This window comes from Acinetobacter guillouiae (genome assembly GCF_002370525.2).
Lineage (GTDB): Bacteria > Pseudomonadota > Gammaproteobacteria > Pseudomonadales > Moraxellaceae > Acinetobacter > Acinetobacter guillouiae.
In genome coordinates, this window is record NZ_AP014630.1 from 14,748 (window position 1) to 31,590 (window position 16,843).

Genomic DNA, 16,843 nt, shown 5'->3' on the forward strand with positions numbered 1-16,843 from the left:
TATTTTGTAGAACAATGATCGACCTGTTTAGCGCTGAGATTGTCCTTTACTGCTGTTAAAAAATAGCGCATAAGCTTCCACTATCAATAAAAATTAAAACTGAGATCACAATGAACTTAGCGATACAGAAACAGCGCATAGAATCATTTCAAAGAGAGGGTTTTAGCTTTGATGTGATAGATTCGGGTCCTTTAGATGGGCAGCCTTTTGTCTTGTTACATGGTTTTCCTGAAACCAATAAAAGCTGGCAAGAAACTGCAGAGATCTTGAATCAAAACGGTTATCGTACTTTTGCTGTTAATCAACGTGGTTATAGTTTAGGTGCACAACCGCAAAACCGCCGTGATTATAGAAGTTCTGCTTTGGTTGAAGATGTAAATGCTTTAATCGATATGATCCAACAACAGGTTTATTTAGTTGGACATGATTGGGGGGCAGTGGTTGCTTGGGATGTTGCACAACGCTATCCTGAAAAAATAAAACATTTGATTACGATTTCTGTACCGCATAAAGCTGCATTTATGCGTTCAATGTTAAGCAGTAATCAATTGTTAAAATCTTACTATATTGGTTTATTCCAGTTACCTAAAATTCCAGAATTATTATTTGAGAAACTACCAAAGTTGGGTCTGGGTTTATTAAAAGATTCAGGAATGACCGCAAAACAACTCGAAGATTTCCAACAAGACATCGTGGTGGAAAAGCGTCTAAGTTCTGCATTAAATTGGTATCGGGGACTTCCATTTAGTTCAAATAAAAACTTAACCCAACCGGTTTGTGTGCCGACTTTATTTATTTGGGGCAAACATGACTCAGCGATCGGTTCTAAAAGCGTTGCCTTAAATCATCATTATGTAAAAGCAGCTTATAAAGAAATTGTGATGGATGCGACGCATTGGATACCAGTGCAGAATGCAAAACAATTGAGCCAACATATTTTAGAAACGATTTAACATTGATTTCTCAACCATAAAAATGCCCTCATAAGAAGAGGGCACGATTTGATTCAAAATATAGTTTAAATTAAATGGAGAATGATGAACCACAACCACAAGTTGTTGTTGCATTCGGGTTTTCTACAATAAAACGTGAGCCTTCTAAGCCTTCAATATAGTCAACTTTAGAACCGACGAGATATTGATAACTCAACGAGTCAACCAACATTTTTACATCACCATTTATAAATTCAGCATCATCTTCATTCATACTTTCGGCAAAGTTAAATCCATAAGAAAATCCTGAACAGCCGCCACCCGTTACATAGACACGTAACATCAGATCTTGATTACCTTCGCTATCACGAAGTTGGCGAACTTTATTTGCAGCATTGTCAGTCAGCTCAAGTGCTTGGGCGGTCATGATATTGTTCCTCAGATTTCAAATGGCTTAAATGAAAAGACCATATATTCAGTATAACATACTCAATATATGGTCAGTGAGTGAACTTTAAAGTAAATTCAGACTAAATTTATCGGATTTAATCTAGAATTATTTGTAGTTCTCATCTTGTAGCGCACATTCAAAGTTTTTCGGATCGTTTTTACAACGGAATTGCCAAAGGATTTTCATCATTTGTTTGTTATAAACGCCTTGTTTGGTCAAGCTGATACGCGATTCACGCATGAGTTTTTGATAACCAGGCTTATCACCATCTGGAACTTGCATCCAGTATTTCGCCGGAATATCTGCTTTCATTTTTCCAATGATGGTGTTTGCACGAGGCAATTGCGTTTTAATCCAATCACGAGATTTTTGACCATAACCAGCAGGAAATTTATCTGGACGAATGATGATATTACCTGTGACTTGTAGCAGTGGGTAATTCACAATAGCGCCTTTGGTTCCTAAACCCTTATGCAACTCTAAAGGTTTAAATACCGCTGCAGGTGCACCAATAATATCAACCTGACCATTATTGAATTTACTGCCAAAATTTGTAACATCCGCGGCAACTGCTTGAGCACCAATTTGTTGAACCATAATTTTTTGTGCTTGGTCATAGTCGAGTACCGCAATTTTTTTACCCGCTGCTTTTGCAACGGTATTGATATTGCGATCATTGACCATCAGGAAAGCATCACCTACTGGAATAACACCAACAACTTCATATTTACCACTGGTCATGTATTTTGCAAAGTTTGGATTTGCTAAGCCTTGCATGACTTTTACCGCGAGATTGAGATCTGGAATCGCACCAATTGCATCTAAAGAGCCGGTGAAACTATTAAATTGGCGGCCACGCATACCTGTGATACTGACAGCATCACATTTACCCGCTTTAAAATCTTCTGCAATAACAGATTCATTTGAATTCACTTTTAATTCCAGATCCGCACCCCAGTTTTTCGCTGCAAGTTGATAATCTTTCATTAAGGTAAAAACATCACCATTTTTACCCACTAAATCAAAAACACACATGACTTGTTTTGCTTGAGTGGCAGATGTTGCAAGCAAAAGACCCGCAGCAGCAATGAGAGCGTTAGACCATTTCATTATTTTTTTCCTTTCCATGATCAATATTATTCATGTTCAATTGAATCGAAGAGCCTCGACCAATAGAACTTTGTGACATCAAAAATGTATCTAGTTTAGAAAATTGTTTATTGCTAAACCCAACATGATCTATTCTGAACAATCGATTTTCCAAATCAATTGTTCGAGTTCAATGATGAATTGATGTTATTGAAATCATTACTTGAAATGAGTCAGTTCGCAATGACCCAAATGACAAAATTTCCTCAGCAAAGAAGAAATGCCAGAAGCTATTAATTACTGAGGAAAATCATTACTTTTGCTTTTATAAATGAATAAATTGTTTGCTAAAAAGACAAAAGAATCTGGGTTAGCCCCAGATTCTTGAAGATTAATCTTGGTTTTGATCTCTCTTTTTACGCTCATCACGTCTTTTATCACGTTGCTGTTGTTGATTTTGACGATCACGCTGTTGCCACTGTTTTTGATCAGGTCTATTGTCCCAGCGATGGTCACGATTTGATTTATTGTTCCAATCTTTTCTATGTTGTTCCCATTGCTGCTTTTTCATTTGATCACGTTTGGCTTGTTCATATTGCCAACGTTGTTTATCCCAGTTCTTTTGGCGCCGTTCTTGTTCAATGCGCATTTGTTGTAAACGATAAGCTCGCTCGCGTTCCCAACGTTGGCGATCATTGTTTCGGTCATATCTTGGATCATAACGTTGTCCATAGCCATAATCTCGATATACGGGTTGCCCATAGCCGCGAGAGTCATAACCATCTTCAGGAAATGCAACACAACCAACAGCAATAATAGATGTTATGAATGAAACAATTAATGCTTTTATAGCCATAAGTTGTCTCCATTTAACAAGCAAAATAGCAAAAAAAAATTCAGATATAGCAAAATAGTCAATGACAAGTCATTTAACTCAGATTAGCGTATTTAAAAATTATATTTGTATATCGATGATGAGACTTGTATAAGATTATAGTCAGTCGATACCTGATCATGTAGACAATATGAAGAATTTGAACATTTAAGGAAGAAGCGTAATGGTTGCTTTTCAACGTAGTATTCATGATTTAGTCGAAAAAGGGCAGGGTTCGGCAGGTAGGGCTTTAGATCGTTTGCCTACATTTGCTCAAGAGTCATTAACCAAGTTATTGGGTTACCCGTACCAGTTTCCTCAATTGGATAGTTTCACCAAATGTTTGATGGCAGCTCAACTTAAACAGGGCAAAGTGGGTTTTATTGGCGCAGATGTAGAGCGCTCTAGAAAGCAATTTGAATCACAAATGCAATCTATTATAAACAAACCGACCCATATCCAATTTGTTGAAGATATTCGTCTTCCGCTACAAAGTGGCAGCGTCTATGCACGCCATTACCATCCTGCACCAAATAAAAAATTGCCAATGATTGTATTTTATCATGGCGGTGGTTTTGTGGTGGGTAGTGTAGACACCCATGATGAAGTGTGTCGCTTAATTGCTGCTCATGCAAAAGTTCAGGTTTTAAGTATTGAATATCCACTCGCACCTGAAGTTGGCCCACGTGACTTAATTCAATCTTGTGAAGATGCTTTGGCTTGGGTGTATCAAAATCGCCGTCAATTTAAAATTCTCAAAAACCGGATTGCGGTTGCAGGAGATAGCGCGGGCGGAAATATTAGCGCTGTTGTTGCACAACGCACAGTCAATACAGTGTTTGCGCCTCAAGCCCAGTTCTTGATTTATCCTGCCGTTGATTTTAAGAGTCGACATCCATCTTTCTTTGCTTATAAAGATGGCTTGGTGTTGACAGGCTCAGATATTGATTATGTGACCGACTATTATGCGACGCGTTTTAATATGGCATTGGATGATCCAATCATTTCACCGACCAATGGCCAGCTAAAGAAACTTGCTCCTGCATTTGTAGTAACGGCTGGACATGATCTTTTGCATGATGAAGGTAAAATCTATGCTTATAAGTTACGTCAAAATGGGGTAAAGGTTCATTATCATGATTATGAAGATCAAACCCACGGATTTATTAACTTAACCCCTGTTTCACGTAAAGCTAAAAAATACGTTATAGAGATGAGTAAAGAGTTCCGTAAATTCTGGGATAAGCAATAACATAATATCCACTTGTACAAGTCACTTTTGTTTCACGTGGAACAAAAGTGACTGATTAAAAAATAATCAAATAAGAATAATTGTTCTATAAAGGCTAAGCACACGGATTTATCCATACAGTTCTTTTGTTGATAAAGCATCATCAACATATTCAACAACCAATAAGGTTTATGACAGCTATATAGATATAGTCGTGAATACTGTTGAGTATTGGTAAACGTGTTTAAATGTCATTTTTCAACAGAATAAAAGCAGACTACTATGAGAGGCTTATTAATTTAAAATGTTTAAGGAAAAGAGAATGATCAAAAAAATAGGCATCGGTCTTGCTTTAGTGGTTTTAGTGAATCAAGCGTTCGCCAATACAGATATGCAAATTAAAACCAATTTAGGCAACATCAATATAGAGCTTTATGATGATCAAGCACCGATATCAGTAAAAAATTTTAAGAGCTATGTAAATAGTCAATTTTACAACGGCACCATTTTCCATCGTGTTATCCCTGGTTTTATGATTCAAGGCGGTGGCTTTGATAGCAACATGAAAGAGAAGGCGACTCAACCAGCGATCCAGAATGAATCTAGCAATGGCTTAAAGAACGTTCGTGGGACTTTGGCTATGGCAAGGACTAATGCGCCAAACTCTGCAACCAGTCAATTCTTTATTAATGTTGCAAATAACGACTTTTTAAATAAGTCTGCTGGAAACCCTGGGTACGCCGTATTTGGTAAGGTGACACAAGGACTGGATATCGTCGATAAAATCGTACAGACACCAACACAAACAGTGGGTATGCACCAAGATGTACCTAAACAAGCTGTAAAAATCATCAGTATTCAAACAATAAAAACAAATGTGAAAAAATAGTTAAAAAATAAAGCAGAAATATTTTGTTCATATTTCTGCTTTAATATTAAAAGCTTACGCGACAAAAAGCCTAAAAATGAACCAAAACAGTGCATAAAAATACAACACTCAATAAAACAATCAGTTAAAAGCACTTGCGTGTGTAAGAAATTGCCCTATAATGAGCTCATCCCGACGCGATACAGCAAACGAACTTAGCTTAGAGGGTTAAGTTGTTAAATGTTTATTGCGTCTTATTTATCACTGACGAAGTGATAAATTAATCATTAAGAGAATATGAAGAACAACTTGTGTGGATTTTTACTGATTGATTAATCGAAATATTATCATTAATTGATTGGTTTAAATTACTCGAAGTTTATTTGAGAGAATTTGTCAGTACATTGATGAGCCAGAATTGTGACCTTAAGTCACTAATGATTTTTAACTGAAGAGTTTGATCATGGCTCAGATTGAACGCTGGCGGCAGGCTTAACACATGCAAGTCGAGCGGGGGAGATTGCTTCGGTAATTGACCTAGCGGCGGACGGGTGAGTAATACTTAGGAATCTGCCTATTAATGGGGGACAACATCTCGAAAGGGATGCTAATACCGCATACGCCCTACGGGGGAAAGCAGGGGATCACTTGTGACCTTGCGTTAATAGATGAGCCTAAGTCGGATTAGCTAGTTGGTGGGGTAAAGGCCTACCAAGGCGACGATCTGTAGCGGGTCTGAGAGGATGATCCGCCACACTGGGACTGAGACACGGCCCAGACTCCTACGGGAGGCAGCAGTGGGGAATATTGGACAATGGGGGGAACCCTGATCCAGCCATGCCGCGTGTGTGAAGAAGGCCTTATGGTTGTAAAGCACTTTAAGCGAGGAGGAGGCTCTCTTGGTTAATACCCAAGATGAGTGGACGTTACTCGCAGAATAAGCACCGGCTAACTCTGTGCCAGCAGCCGCGGTAATACAGAGGGTGCGAGCGTTAATCGGATTTACTGGGCGTAAAGCGTGCGTAGGCGGCTTTTTAAGTCGGATGTGAAATCCCCGAGCTTAACTTGGGAATTGCATTCGATACTGGGAAGCTAGAGTATGGGAGAGGATGGTAGAATTCCAGGTGTAGCGGTGAAATGCGTAGAGATCTGGAGGAATACCGATGGCGAAGGCAGCCATCTGGCCTAATACTGACGCTGAGGTACGAAAGCATGGGGAGCAAACAGGATTAGATACCCTGGTAGTCCATGCCGTAAACGATGTCTACTAGCCGTTGGGGCCTTTGAGGCTTTAGTGGCGCAGCTAACGCGATAAGTAGACCGCCTGGGGAGTACGGTCGCAAGACTAAAACTCAAATGAATTGACGGGGGCCCGCACAAGCGGTGGAGCATGTGGTTTAATTCGATGCAACGCGAAGAACCTTACCTGGTCTTGACATAGTAAGAACTTTCCAGAGATGGATTGGTGCCTTCGGGAACTTACATACAGGTGCTGCATGGCTGTCGTCAGCTCGTGTCGTGAGATGTTGGGTTAAGTCCCGCAACGAGCGCAACCCTTTTCCTTATTTGCCAGCACTTCGGGTGGGAACTTTAAGGATACTGCCAGTGACAAACTGGAGGAAGGCGGGGACGACGTCAAGTCATCATGGCCCTTACGACCAGGGCTACACACGTGCTACAATGGTCGGTACAAAGGGTTGCTACCTAGCGATAGGATGCTAATCTCAAAAAGCCGATCGTAGTCCGGATTGGAGTCTGCAACTCGACTCCATGAAGTCGGAATCGCTAGTAATCGCGGATCAGAATGCCGCGGTGAATACGTTCCCGGGCCTTGTACACACCGCCCGTCACACCATGGGAGTTTGTTGCACCAGAAGTAGGTAGTCTAACCGTAAGGAGGACGCTTACCACGGTGTGGCCGATGACTGGGGTGAAGTCGTAACAAGGTAGCCGTAGGGGAACCTGCGGCTGGATCACCTCCTTAACGAAAGATTGACGATTGGTAAGAATCCACAACAAGTTGTTCTTCATTGATGTATCTGAGGGTCTGTAGCTCAGTTGGTTAGAGCACACGCTTGATAAGCGTGGGGTCACAAGTTCAAGTCTTGTCAGACCCACCAAGTCTACTGAACACAGAAGAGCAGATATATTAAGATCTTAAGCTGGGGACTTAGCTTAGTTGGTAGAGCGCCTGCTTTGCACGCAGGAGGTCAACGGTTCGACTCCGTTAGTCTCCACCACTATATAAAGACTAAGTGATTACAGAACTTAGTAAGCAGATAGCTTATTAAGTTCTGTGATTTATCACAGTTAACTACTCGCTGACGAGGCGGTAGTGAATCATTAACAGAATATATTTGAGTTGAAATAATTGTTTAAACTCGTTTTAGTTGATGTTAGCAAGTAATTGTTAATATTGAATGAAATGAGCACTAGCGATAAAACTGAATCAAGCGTTTTGGTATATGAATTAAATTGAAGCTGTATGGTGATTAAGTTCACAGGCAACAAATAGAAGTGATTAAGTTCACATTGTTGATCCTCCTTGTAGGGATTAACGACTGTTTGGGGTTGTATAGTCAAGTAATTAAGTGCATGTGGTGGATGCCTTGGCAGTCAGAGGCGATGAAAGACGTAATAGCCTGCGATAAGCTTCGGGGAGGCGGCAAATATCCTGTGATCCGGAGATTTCTGAATGGGGAAACCCACTTACCATAAGGTAGGTATCGCATGATGAATACATAGTCATGCGAGGCGAACGAGGGGAAGTGAAACATCTCAGTACCCTTAGGAAAAGAAATCAATTGAGATTCCCTCAGTAGCGGCGAGCGAACGGGGATCAGCCCATTAAGTTATATGTGTTTTAGCGGAAAGCTCTGGGAAGTGCTACCGTAGAGGGTGATAGTCCCGTACACGAAAGGGCACATATAATGATGACGAGTAGGGCGAGGCACGTGAAACCTTGTCTGAATATGGGGGGACCATCCTCCAAGGCTAAATACTCCTGACTGACCGATAGTGAACCAGTACCGTGAGGGAAAGGCGAAAAGAACCCCTGTGAGGGGAGTGAAATAGATCCTGAAACCGCATGCATACAAGCAGTGGGAGCCGACTTGTTCGGTGACTGCGTACCTTTTGTATAATGGGTCAGCGACTTATATTCAGTAGCAAGGTTAACCGCATAGGGGAGCCGTAGAGAAATCGAGTCTTAATAGGGCGTTTAGTTGCTGGGTATAGACCCGAAACCGGGTGATCTATCCATGAGCAGGTTGAAGGTTGGGTAACACTAACTGGAGGACCGAACCCACTGTCGTTGAAAAGCCAGGGGATGACTTGTGGATAGGGGTGAAAGGCTAATCAAACTCGGTGATAGCTGGTTCTCCCCGAAAGCTATTTAGGTAGCGCCTCGGACGAATACCATAGGGGGTAGAGCACTGTTTCGGCTAGGGGGTCATCCCGACTTACCAAACCGATGCAAACTCCGAATACCTATGAGTACTATCCGGGAGACAGACTGCGGGTGCTAACGTCCGTAGTCAAGAGGAAAACAATCCAGACCGCCAGCTAAGGCCCCCAAATTATAGTTAAGTGGGAAACGATGTGGGAAGGCATAGACAGCTAGGAGGTTGGCTTAGAAGCAGCCACCCTTTAAAGAAAGCGTAATAGCTCACTAGTCGAGTCGGCCTGCGCGGAAGATGTAACGGGGCTAAAACTATATGCCGAAGCTGCGGATGTATACTATGTATACGTGGTAGGGGAGCGTTCTGTAAGCCGATGAAGGTGTATTGAGAAGTATGCTGGAGGTATCAGAAGTGCGAATGCTGACGTGAGTAACGACAAAACGGGTGAAAAACCCGTTCGCTGAAAGACCAAGGGTTCCAGTCCAACGTTAATCGGGGCTGGGTGAGTCGACCCCTAAGGCGAGGCCGAGAGGCGTAGTCGATGGGAAATTGGTTAATATTCCAATACTTCTGTGTAATGCGATGAGAGGACGGAGAAAGTTAAGTCAGCCTGGCGTTGGTTGTCCAGGTGAAAGGCAGTAGGCATGCATCTTAGGCAAATCCGGGGTGCTCTATGCTGAGAGCTGATAGCAAGCTAGTTTACTAGCGAAGTGGCTGATACTATGCTTCCAGGAAAAGTCTCTAAGCTTCAGTTACACAGGAATCGTACCCTAAACCGACACAGGTGGTCAGGTCGAGTAGACCAAAGCGCTTGAGAGAACTCTGCTGAAGGAACTAGGCAAAATGGTACCGTAACTTCGGGAGAAGGTACGCTGCTGACGGTGATAGGACTTGCTCCTTGAGCTATTGGCAGCCACAGAAACCAGGCCCCTGCAACTGTTTATTAAAAACATAGCACTCTGCAAACACGAAAGTGGACGTATAGGGTGTGATGCCTGCCCGGTGCTGGAAGGTTAATTGATGGGGTTAGCGTAAGCGAAGCTCTTGATCGAAGCCCCAGTAAACGGCGGCCGTAACTATAACGGTCCTAAGGTAGCGAAATTCCTTGTCGGGTAAGTTCCGACCTGCACGAATGGCATAATGATGGGGGCGCTGTCTCCAGCAGAGGCTCAGTGAAATCGAAATCGCCGTGAAGATGCGGTGTACCCGCGGCTAGACGGAAAGACCCCGTGAACCTTTACTGCAGCTTGACATTGAACTTTGATCTTACTTGTGTAGGATAGGTGGGAGGCTTTGAAGTAGTGACGCCAGTTGCTATGGAGCCATCCTTGAAATACCACCCTGGTAATATTGAGGTTCTAACTCTGTCCCGTTATCCGGGACGAGGACCATGTCTGGTGGGTAGTTTGACTGGGGCGGTCTCCTCCTAAAGAGTAACGGAGGAGTACGAAGGTGCGCTCAGCGTGGTCGGAAATCACGCGTAGAGTATAAAGGCAAAAGCGCGCTTAACTGCGAGACCCACAAGTCGAGCAGGTACGAAAGTAGGTCTTAGTGATCCGGTGGTTCTGTATGGAAGGGCCATCGCTCAACGGATAAAAGGTACTCTGGGGATAACAGGCTGATACCGCCCAAGAGTTCATATCGACGGCGGTGTTTGGCACCTCGATGTCGGCTCATCTCATCCTGGGGCTGAAGCAGGTCCCAAGGGTATGGCTGTTCGCCATTTAAAGAGGTACGCGAGCTGGGTTTAGAACGTCGTGAGACAGTTCGGTCCCTATCTACCGTGGGCGTTGGAAATTTGAGAGGATCTGCTCCTAGTACGAGAGGACCAGAGTGGACGAACCTCTGGTGTACCGGTTGTGACGCCAGTCGCATCGCCGGGTAGCTATGTTCGGAAGGGATAACCGCTGAAAGCATCTAAGCGGGAAGCCTACCTCAAGATAAGATTTCCCTAGGACTTTATGTCCTCTAAAGAGCCGTTGAAGACTACGACGTTGATAGGTTGGATGTGGAAGTGCGGTGACGCATGAAGCTGACCAATACTAATTGCTCGTGAGGCTTGACTATACAACACCCAAGCAGTTGTATACGAAGCATCATTTGATTCATAAAAGATCAAACATACTTGATTTAGTTGTAAAGCTAGTTAAACTATTCAACTCAAATGTTCTGTTAATAACTCATTTGGTACGAAGTAAGGCATTTAAATAAGACCCGAACAAGTCCATAACAGTTTGCTGGCGACAATAGCAAGAGTGAACCACCTGATCCCTTCCCGAACTCAGAAGTGAAACCTCTTAGCGCTGATGGTAGTGTGGGGTTACCCATGTGAGAGTAAGTCATCGCCAGCTTTTAAATCTAAAACACCCCGATCTCTAGCGAGAGCGGGGTGTTTTTTTATGCGTGGGATTTGTAGTGTTTATTATCGAAATAAAATAGATCTCGTTATATTGAGCTAATTGATGGCTGATTAAGCTTGTGCATTGATGAAACTGAACTTATTTTCTGTATTCCTCATCATGATCATCATTGAAGTAAGAGATATAGAAAGAGTCGAGCTATTGAACCAGCTGTCTCTTTATGCTAAAAATTAAAGTATTACGATAAAAACAGTTAATAATATGTTGATTTTCCAATTTTTCTTTACAGATTATGATGGTGAAGAGGTTTTACCCACTCAAAATCAGTATGCATCTATCGATGAAATCATCGAACTAATGCAATCTGTGTTAATCAGGCCAGAAAACTTTTTAGGGATCGTTGATAAAAATGATCATACTTTACAGTTTATCGTTAATGATGATTATTCATTAGATGCAGATATTCCTGTTCCTGATCAAAAAGGCTCTTATACAAAAACAATAAGTTTGCATGAAGCGATTAAACTGGTTCAAAAACAAACTGAACTGATTCAAATTGATGCTATTGAAGGAATGGCTTTTATGAAGTGGTAAGTTTTTTTCTTTAATTGTTTTTAGTGTATTCAAAATAAAAAACCTCAGACATCCATGCCTGAGGTTTTTTGTATTGGTTCTGAGGTATAACTCCTGTCGTACCTTTCGCTATCCTGCGTTATTGTCCTATCTTATTCTTGTTTTAATGGAAACTTCCTGTTTCCTGATGTGTTTATAGTATTAAAATTTAGCTGTTCTGCCTATACGCATAATTCGGCAGACCATGTAAGAAAAAGCTTACATGATCATAAACGGGTATTCTCTATTAAAAATGGGCATTTAAACCAATATAAGGCCCTTTAAAATTAAATTTCATATCACGGTTATCTAAATCACTGAGTTCGATATTTAAAACACGGTAACCCACTTTCGCACCAAGATCTAAGACAATAGATTTAACAAAATCATATTGAATCTCAGCCTGAGCATCCGTGATTTTTACATCATTGACATTGGTATAAGTCGCCTCAGCTTTTGCACTTAAACCTGTAAATGGTAGTTTTGCGCCAGCCTCTGCATAAAGGATCGGTGCATATTCATCAACATCAACATTTTGTGAAAATTGCTTTACAGTACCGTTGAGTTTAGTTGCCCCTACACCGACATCAGCTTTTACAATGTTGTCTAAGATTTCATAGTAAAGAATAAGATCTGTATGGTCTAAATCAATTTTAGTTTTAGCAAACTCATTATTAGACTCAGTTTCAGTATCTAACTTGGTATATTTTAATTTTACATTGGGAATGATTGGAATCGGGTGCTCAAAAGCAACAGAGGCTTGAATTGTGCCTTTGGTATCTAAATCATGTTTTGCGTTTAGTCCAGTATAAGGATCTAATAATAAATTATCTGTCCCCGTTTTGTTGGATAGACTGGATGTTTTGTGGTTGATTTGAGAATCTCCACCAATACTCCAATAACTAATATCACCTTTTAAACCAATAAAATCAGCTTGAGCAAATGAACTTAGACTTAGGGCTGCGATAAATAAGGGTAATTGAATAGATTTCATATGTCCTTCTTGATGAAATGATTTTTCATCCTATATTTTTGTTACTTAAATACATTTCAATACTGTACCAACTGAAGGCATGATATAGGGGTTTATCAAATTTTGCATTATTAAAAAGATTAAATCGAGGGTGTAGGATGAGTGATTCTATTGATCAAGCAGTGATTGAATTCCCACTTTATGTCGCCAATAAAGCGATTAAATCAGGACAATGGCTTGAAGTTCATGATAAATTTTCAGGGAAAATTTATGCAAAAGTGGCTTTAGCGGATGCAAAAATTTTAGAAAAAGCCATCAGTGCAGCTGTGAAAGCAGAGAAAGAAATGGCTGCTTTAAAACCATTTCAGAAGCAAAAAATACTGTTACATTGTGTTCAGCGTTTTAAAGAGCTGCGTGAAGAATTAACCCAAATTTTAATTATCGAAGGTGGAAAGCCTAAACTTGCTGCAGCAGCTGAGGTTGAAAGGCTGATTAATACTTTCCAGCTCGCGGCAGATGCAGTCTCCACAATTAATGATGGTCATTTAATGCCCTTGGCTGTAACCGCTGCGGCTTCTGCATATCGAGGAATGGTACAACATGTGCCGATTGGTGCAGTGTCTCTGATCAGTCCGTTTAATTTTCCTTTGAATTTAACAGCACATAAAATTGCACCAGCAATTGCAGCGGGTTGTCCATTTGTATTAAAACCAGCAAGTTTGACTCCAATTTCCGCATTAAAAATCGCAGAAATTTTGGCTGAAACAGATTTACCAAAAGGCGCATTTTCAATTTTGCCTTGTCCACGAGAACATGCTGATGTGTTAGTGACGGATGATCGCTTTAAGCTGCTCAGCTTTACCGGTTCTGATCAAGTGGGTTGGGATATGAAAGCACGTGCTGGTCGCAAAAAAGTAACCCTCGAATTGGGGGGGAATGCAGCTGTTTTAATTGAACCTGATACAGAAATAAGTGATGCATTGATTGATCGAGTAATTGGTGGTGCATATGGTCATGCGGGACAGGTGTGTATTAGTGTGCAACGAATTTTAGTCCATGCTGATATTTATATAGAATTTAGAAAAAAAATCTTAGCAAAATTGAAAAAAGTATCTGCGGCAGATCCCCATGTAGAAACCACGATAGTGGGCCCAATGATCAAAGAAGCAGAAGCGATTCGTTTAAAAAAATGGGTAGATAAAGCGGAGAAAAAGGGTGCGAAAATCTTAATTGGTGGCACTTTAAAAGGGGTTTTATTTGAACCAACTTTGCTTGAAAATGTCGATGAATCTCTTGAAATTTATCAAAATGAAGCATTTGGCCCTGTGGCAATTTTAGAAAAATATAAAACATTTGAGAAAGGTATCGAAGTGATTAACCAAGGTCGCTTTGGTTTACAAGCTGGTGTATATACTCAAAATCTCAATAAGATGCTTTATGCATGGGATCATTTACACGTGGGCGGGGTAATTATCAATGATATACCCACCTTCAGAGTTGATAATATGCCATATGGTGGTGTGAAAGATTCGGGTTTAGGTCGTGAGGGGATCCAGTCTGCAATTGGTGATATGCAGGAAGAACGCTTACTTGTGATCAAACAATAAGTTAATATTCTAAGGAGCTACGGCTCCTTATTTCTTTGAATTTTATATAGAGTTAAAAAATGATAATAAAATTTTTCAATTCATTATTTTTAATGGTTTTGCTTTGCTTACAGAGTGTGCAAATTTGGGCATTTCAATCTGAAAAACTGGTAAATGATGCACGTTCTCAGATTTTAAAAACACTTTATTATGATCCTGCTTATACTCAATTATCTTATCCAATGGGTGATGTTCCATTGATCAAAGGCGTATGTACAGATGTGGTCATTCGTGCCTTACGCCATCAAGGGATAGATTTACAACAACGTATTCATGAAGATATGAAAGCCAATTTTAAAAAATATCCACAAAAGTGGGGTTTAAAAGCAACCGATCGAAATATTGATCATCGACGGGTTCCAAATATCATGACCTATTTTCAGCGTCAAGGTTATCAAGTGAATGATCAAAAGTATCAAGCAGGTGATATCGTGGCATGGGATTTAGGTAAAGGCTTAACCCACATTGGTATCATTTCAAATAAAACCACAATGTTGTCAAAAACACCTTTGGTTATTCATAACATTGGTTCTGGAACACGTGAAAATGACATTTTGCATGAATATAAAATCATTGGGCATTATCGTTTACCCAAGACGGTCAATTAGAAATAGGCAATTTCAAGCAAAATAGCTAAAAATTAACCATGTGCAATAAAAAGTAAAAAAAACCTGAGAAAATAGACACAAATTACAGAAAAAGCGCTGCAAAACGAGTATTGTTACAACATTAAACAGTAATTTTGTTGATGCACTTTAACCGAGAAGTTTGCAAAGTTACTGGTTTGGAATAATAACAAAGCACCCAAAAGGTGCTGTTTTATTCAAACAACAAAATTTAAAATTGGTACTTCTTTTGCTCGCAGATCACAATGAAAAAAAGCAGCATTTGAGGACATCTACAGAATTAGGTGTTTTATGACAGAATCTCGTGAAAACTGGACATCACGATCAGGTTTTATTATCGCAGCTGTTGGATCGGCTGTCGGTTTAGGTAATATTTGGCGCTTTCCTTACATCGCTTATGAAAACGGTGGTGGCGCTTTTTTAATTCCATATTTAATTGCACTTATTACGGCAGGTTTACCACTGTTATTTTTAGATTATGCGACAGGGCATAAAAGTAATACTTCACCTCCTAAAGCCTATCGTGCTTTATTTAAAGGGGGCGAAACTTTAGGTTGGTGGCAAGTCTGTGTCTGTATCATTATTGGTTTGTATTATGCCAGCGTACTGACATGGGCCGGTAGTTATGTTTATTTTTCTGTAGGTCAATTGTGGGGAAGTGATCCTGAAAACTTCTTCTTCAATACCTATTTACAAACTTCAAAATCAACAAGTTTTGATTTTCAATTTGTTGGTCATTTATTTTGGCCAATTGTAGGAATCTGGGCATTAACGTTGATCATCTTATTTGGTGGTGTGAAAAAAGGGGTTGAATTATCCAATAAAATTTTCATGCCTTTACTGTTTATTCTGTTCACGATTCTTGTTATTCAAGCGTTGCGTTTACCCGGTGCAGTTCAAGGTTTAAATGCTTTCTTTACACCAAACTGGGCAGCGATGTGGGATTATAAAGTATGGCTTGCAGCATTTGGTCATACGTTCTTTTCACTCTCTGTTGGCTTTGGGATCATGGTAACTTATGCCTCGTATCTTAAACCAAAAACCAATTTAACAGGCTCGGGCCTTATCGTTGGTTTTGCCAATGCGTCTACTGAAATCCTTGCGGGGATTGGTATCTTCGCGGCGCTGGGCTTCATGGCATTTTCAGCTGGAAAACCTGTAGACCAAGTGGTCAGTGGTGGTATCGGCTTGGCATTCATTGCTTTCCCTAAAATCATTTCTAGTTTAGGGACTGGTGCGGATTTATTCGGTTTACTGTTCTTCTCTTCTTTATTTGTTGCTGGTATTTCTTCAATGGTGAGTATCCTTGAAGTGCCGATTGCAGCGATGCAAGACAAATTAAAATGGGGGCGTAAAAAAGCCGTAAGCATCATTGGCGGTGGTAGTGCGTTGGTTTCAATTTTCTTATTCTCTAGCGTGAACTCGATTAAACTGGTAGATATCGTCGATCACTTTATCAATAATATTGGGATTATTGGCGGTGCATTATTGTCAATCATTTCGATAGCGTGGTTTAAACGTTCGGCATTGATGGAATTACGTGATCATGTGAATCGTATTTCAACTGTGCAGCTTGGTAAAGGTTGGGATTTCACTTTAACCGTAATCACTTCTTTAATTTTGCTGGTCACTTTATCTATGACCGTTTTTAGCTTGATTAAAAATGGATATGATACCTATAGTTCAAGTATGTTGATGTTCTTTGGTTGGGGCAGTGTGATTTTCTGTGCTGTTATTGCTTTAGTTCTTAGCAAAATGAAAGATCGATAGGAGCGTCAAA

11 protein-coding genes, 2 tRNA genes and 3 rRNA genes are annotated in these 16,843 nt (G+C 40.6%); 12 read left to right on the top strand and 4 right to left on the bottom strand.

Going from position 1 to position 16,843, the window contains the following annotated elements:
* Nucleotides 1–110 precede the first annotated feature (110 nt).
* The gene (locus AS4_RS00050; protein ID WP_096732415.1) at nt 111–953 is read left to right on the top strand and encodes an alpha/beta fold hydrolase; all 843 of its coding nucleotides are present in this window, start codon (nt 111–113) and stop codon (nt 951–953) included.
* A 70-nt stretch (nt 954–1,023) separates the two neighbouring features.
* Here AS4_RS00050 and erpA read toward each other — a convergent pair whose 3' ends face one another.
* The 3 genes from erpA to AS4_RS00065 form a co-directional block, all read right to left on the bottom strand.
* Complete coding sequence (gene erpA / locus AS4_RS00055) at nt 1,024–1,359, bottom strand: iron-sulfur cluster insertion protein ErpA (RefSeq protein WP_004718915.1); 336 nt, start codon at nt 1,357–1,359, stop codon at nt 1,024–1,026.
* A gap of 129 nt (nt 1,360–1,488) precedes the next feature.
* On the bottom strand, nt 1,489–2,493 hold the full coding sequence (locus tag AS4_RS00060; RefSeq protein ID WP_004818193.1) for a putative solute-binding protein: 1,005 nt from the start codon (nt 2,491–2,493) through the stop codon (nt 1,489–1,491).
* A gap of 370 nt (nt 2,494–2,863) precedes the next feature.
* Nucleotides 2,864–3,328: a hypothetical protein gene (locus AS4_RS00065; RefSeq protein WP_096732417.1), complete on the bottom strand. Its 465-nt coding sequence runs from the start codon at nt 3,326–3,328 to the stop codon at nt 2,864–2,866.
* A 202-nt stretch (nt 3,329–3,530) separates the two neighbouring features.
* Between AS4_RS00065 and AS4_RS00070 the strand changes: the two genes are divergently transcribed.
* The 8 genes from AS4_RS00070 to AS4_RS00105 all read left to right on the top strand — a co-directional run bounded on the left by AS4_RS00070 (nt 3,531) and on the right by AS4_RS00105 (nt 11,800).
* The gene (locus AS4_RS00070; RefSeq protein ID WP_096732420.1) at nt 3,531–4,598 is read left to right on the top strand and encodes an alpha/beta hydrolase; all 1,068 of its coding nucleotides are present in this window, start codon (nt 3,531–3,533) and stop codon (nt 4,596–4,598) included.
* A 301-nt stretch (nt 4,599–4,899) separates the two neighbouring features.
* Nucleotides 4,900–5,466, top strand: a complete 567-nt coding sequence (locus AS4_RS00075; protein WP_004718908.1) for a peptidylprolyl isomerase — start codon at nt 4,900–4,902, stop codon at nt 5,464–5,466.
* 424 nt (nt 5,467–5,890) lie between these two features.
* Nucleotides 5,891–7,429 (top strand): 16S ribosomal RNA (locus tag AS4_RS00080).
* A 59-nt stretch (nt 7,430–7,488) separates the two neighbouring features.
* Nucleotides 7,489–7,565 (top strand) — tRNA-Ile (locus tag AS4_RS00085).
* Nucleotides 7,566–7,609: 44 nt separating this feature from the next.
* Nucleotides 7,610–7,685, top strand: a tRNA-Ala gene (locus AS4_RS00090).
* A gap of 337 nt (nt 7,686–8,022) precedes the next feature.
* Nucleotides 8,023–10,913: ribosomal RNA gene (locus tag AS4_RS00095) — 23S ribosomal RNA — on the top strand.
* A 169-nt stretch (nt 10,914–11,082) separates the two neighbouring features.
* Nucleotides 11,083–11,197, top strand: a 5S ribosomal RNA gene (gene rrf / locus AS4_RS00100).
* The 16S, 23S and 5S rRNA genes sit together here with 2 tRNA genes alongside, the layout of an rRNA operon.
* Nucleotides 11,198–11,467: 270 nt before the next feature.
* Nucleotides 11,468–11,800, top strand: coding sequence for a hypothetical protein (locus AS4_RS00105; protein WP_096732423.1), 333 nt, complete (start codon nt 11,468–11,470; stop codon nt 11,798–11,800).
* Nucleotides 11,801–12,065: 265 nt separating this feature from the next.
* Here the strand turns inward: AS4_RS00105 and AS4_RS00110 are convergent, their stop codons facing one another.
* Nucleotides 12,066–12,812 (bottom strand): TIGR04219 family outer membrane beta-barrel protein, encoded by a 747-nt coding sequence (locus AS4_RS00110; RefSeq protein ID WP_096732425.1) that lies wholly within the window; start codon nt 12,810–12,812, stop codon nt 12,066–12,068.
* 137 nt (nt 12,813–12,949) lie between these two features.
* Here AS4_RS00110 and AS4_RS00115 point away from each other — a divergent pair, with 137 nt between their 5' ends.
* The 3 genes from AS4_RS00115 to AS4_RS00125 all read left to right on the top strand — a co-directional run bounded on the left by AS4_RS00115 (nt 12,950) and on the right by AS4_RS00125 (nt 16,833).
* Nucleotides 12,950–14,398: an aldehyde dehydrogenase family protein gene (locus tag AS4_RS00115; protein ID WP_096732427.1), complete on the top strand. Its 1,449-nt coding sequence runs from the start codon at nt 12,950–12,952 to the stop codon at nt 14,396–14,398.
* Between the two features lie 59 nt (nt 14,399–14,457).
* The gene (locus tag AS4_RS00120) at nt 14,458–15,045 is read left to right on the top strand and encodes a DUF1287 domain-containing protein (protein WP_034618071.1); all 588 of its coding nucleotides are present in this window, start codon (nt 14,458–14,460) and stop codon (nt 15,043–15,045) included.
* 309 nt (nt 15,046–15,354) lie between these two features.
* Nucleotides 15,355–16,833 (top strand): sodium-dependent transporter, encoded by a 1,479-nt coding sequence (locus AS4_RS00125; protein WP_034618072.1) that lies wholly within the window; start codon nt 15,355–15,357, stop codon nt 16,831–16,833.
* The last annotated feature ends 10 nt before the right edge of the window (nt 16,834–16,843 follow it).

Bases quoted from the DNA above. Each gene is read 5' to 3' on its own strand.
- AS4_RS00050 (WP_096732415.1), top strand. From the start codon at position 111: ATGAACTTAGCGATACAGAAACAGCGCATAGAATCATTTCAAAGAGAG.
- erpA (WP_004718915.1), bottom strand. From the start codon at position 1,359: ATGACCGCCCAAGCACTTGAGCTGACTGACAATGCTGCAAATAAAGTT.
- AS4_RS00060 (WP_004818193.1), bottom strand. From the start codon at position 2,493: ATGAAATGGTCTAACGCTCTCATTGCTGCTGCGGGTCTTTTGCTTGCA.
- AS4_RS00065 (WP_096732417.1), bottom strand. From the start codon at position 3,328: ATGGCTATAAAAGCATTAATTGTTTCATTCATAACATCTATTATTGCT.
- AS4_RS00070 (WP_096732420.1), top strand. From the start codon at position 3,531: ATGGTTGCTTTTCAACGTAGTATTCATGATTTAGTCGAAAAAGGGCAG.
- AS4_RS00075 (WP_004718908.1), top strand. From the start codon at position 4,900: ATGATCAAAAAAATAGGCATCGGTCTTGCTTTAGTGGTTTTAGTGAAT.
- AS4_RS00105 (WP_096732423.1), top strand. From the start codon at position 11,468: ATGTTGATTTTCCAATTTTTCTTTACAGATTATGATGGTGAAGAGGTT.
- AS4_RS00110 (WP_096732425.1), bottom strand. From the start codon at position 12,812: ATGAAATCTATTCAATTACCCTTATTTATCGCAGCCCTAAGTCTAAGT.
- AS4_RS00115 (WP_096732427.1), top strand. From the start codon at position 12,950: ATGAGTGATTCTATTGATCAAGCAGTGATTGAATTCCCACTTTATGTC.
- AS4_RS00120 (WP_034618071.1), top strand. From the start codon at position 14,458: ATGATAATAAAATTTTTCAATTCATTATTTTTAATGGTTTTGCTTTGC.
- AS4_RS00125 (WP_034618072.1), top strand. From the start codon at position 15,355: ATGACAGAATCTCGTGAAAACTGGACATCACGATCAGGTTTTATTATC.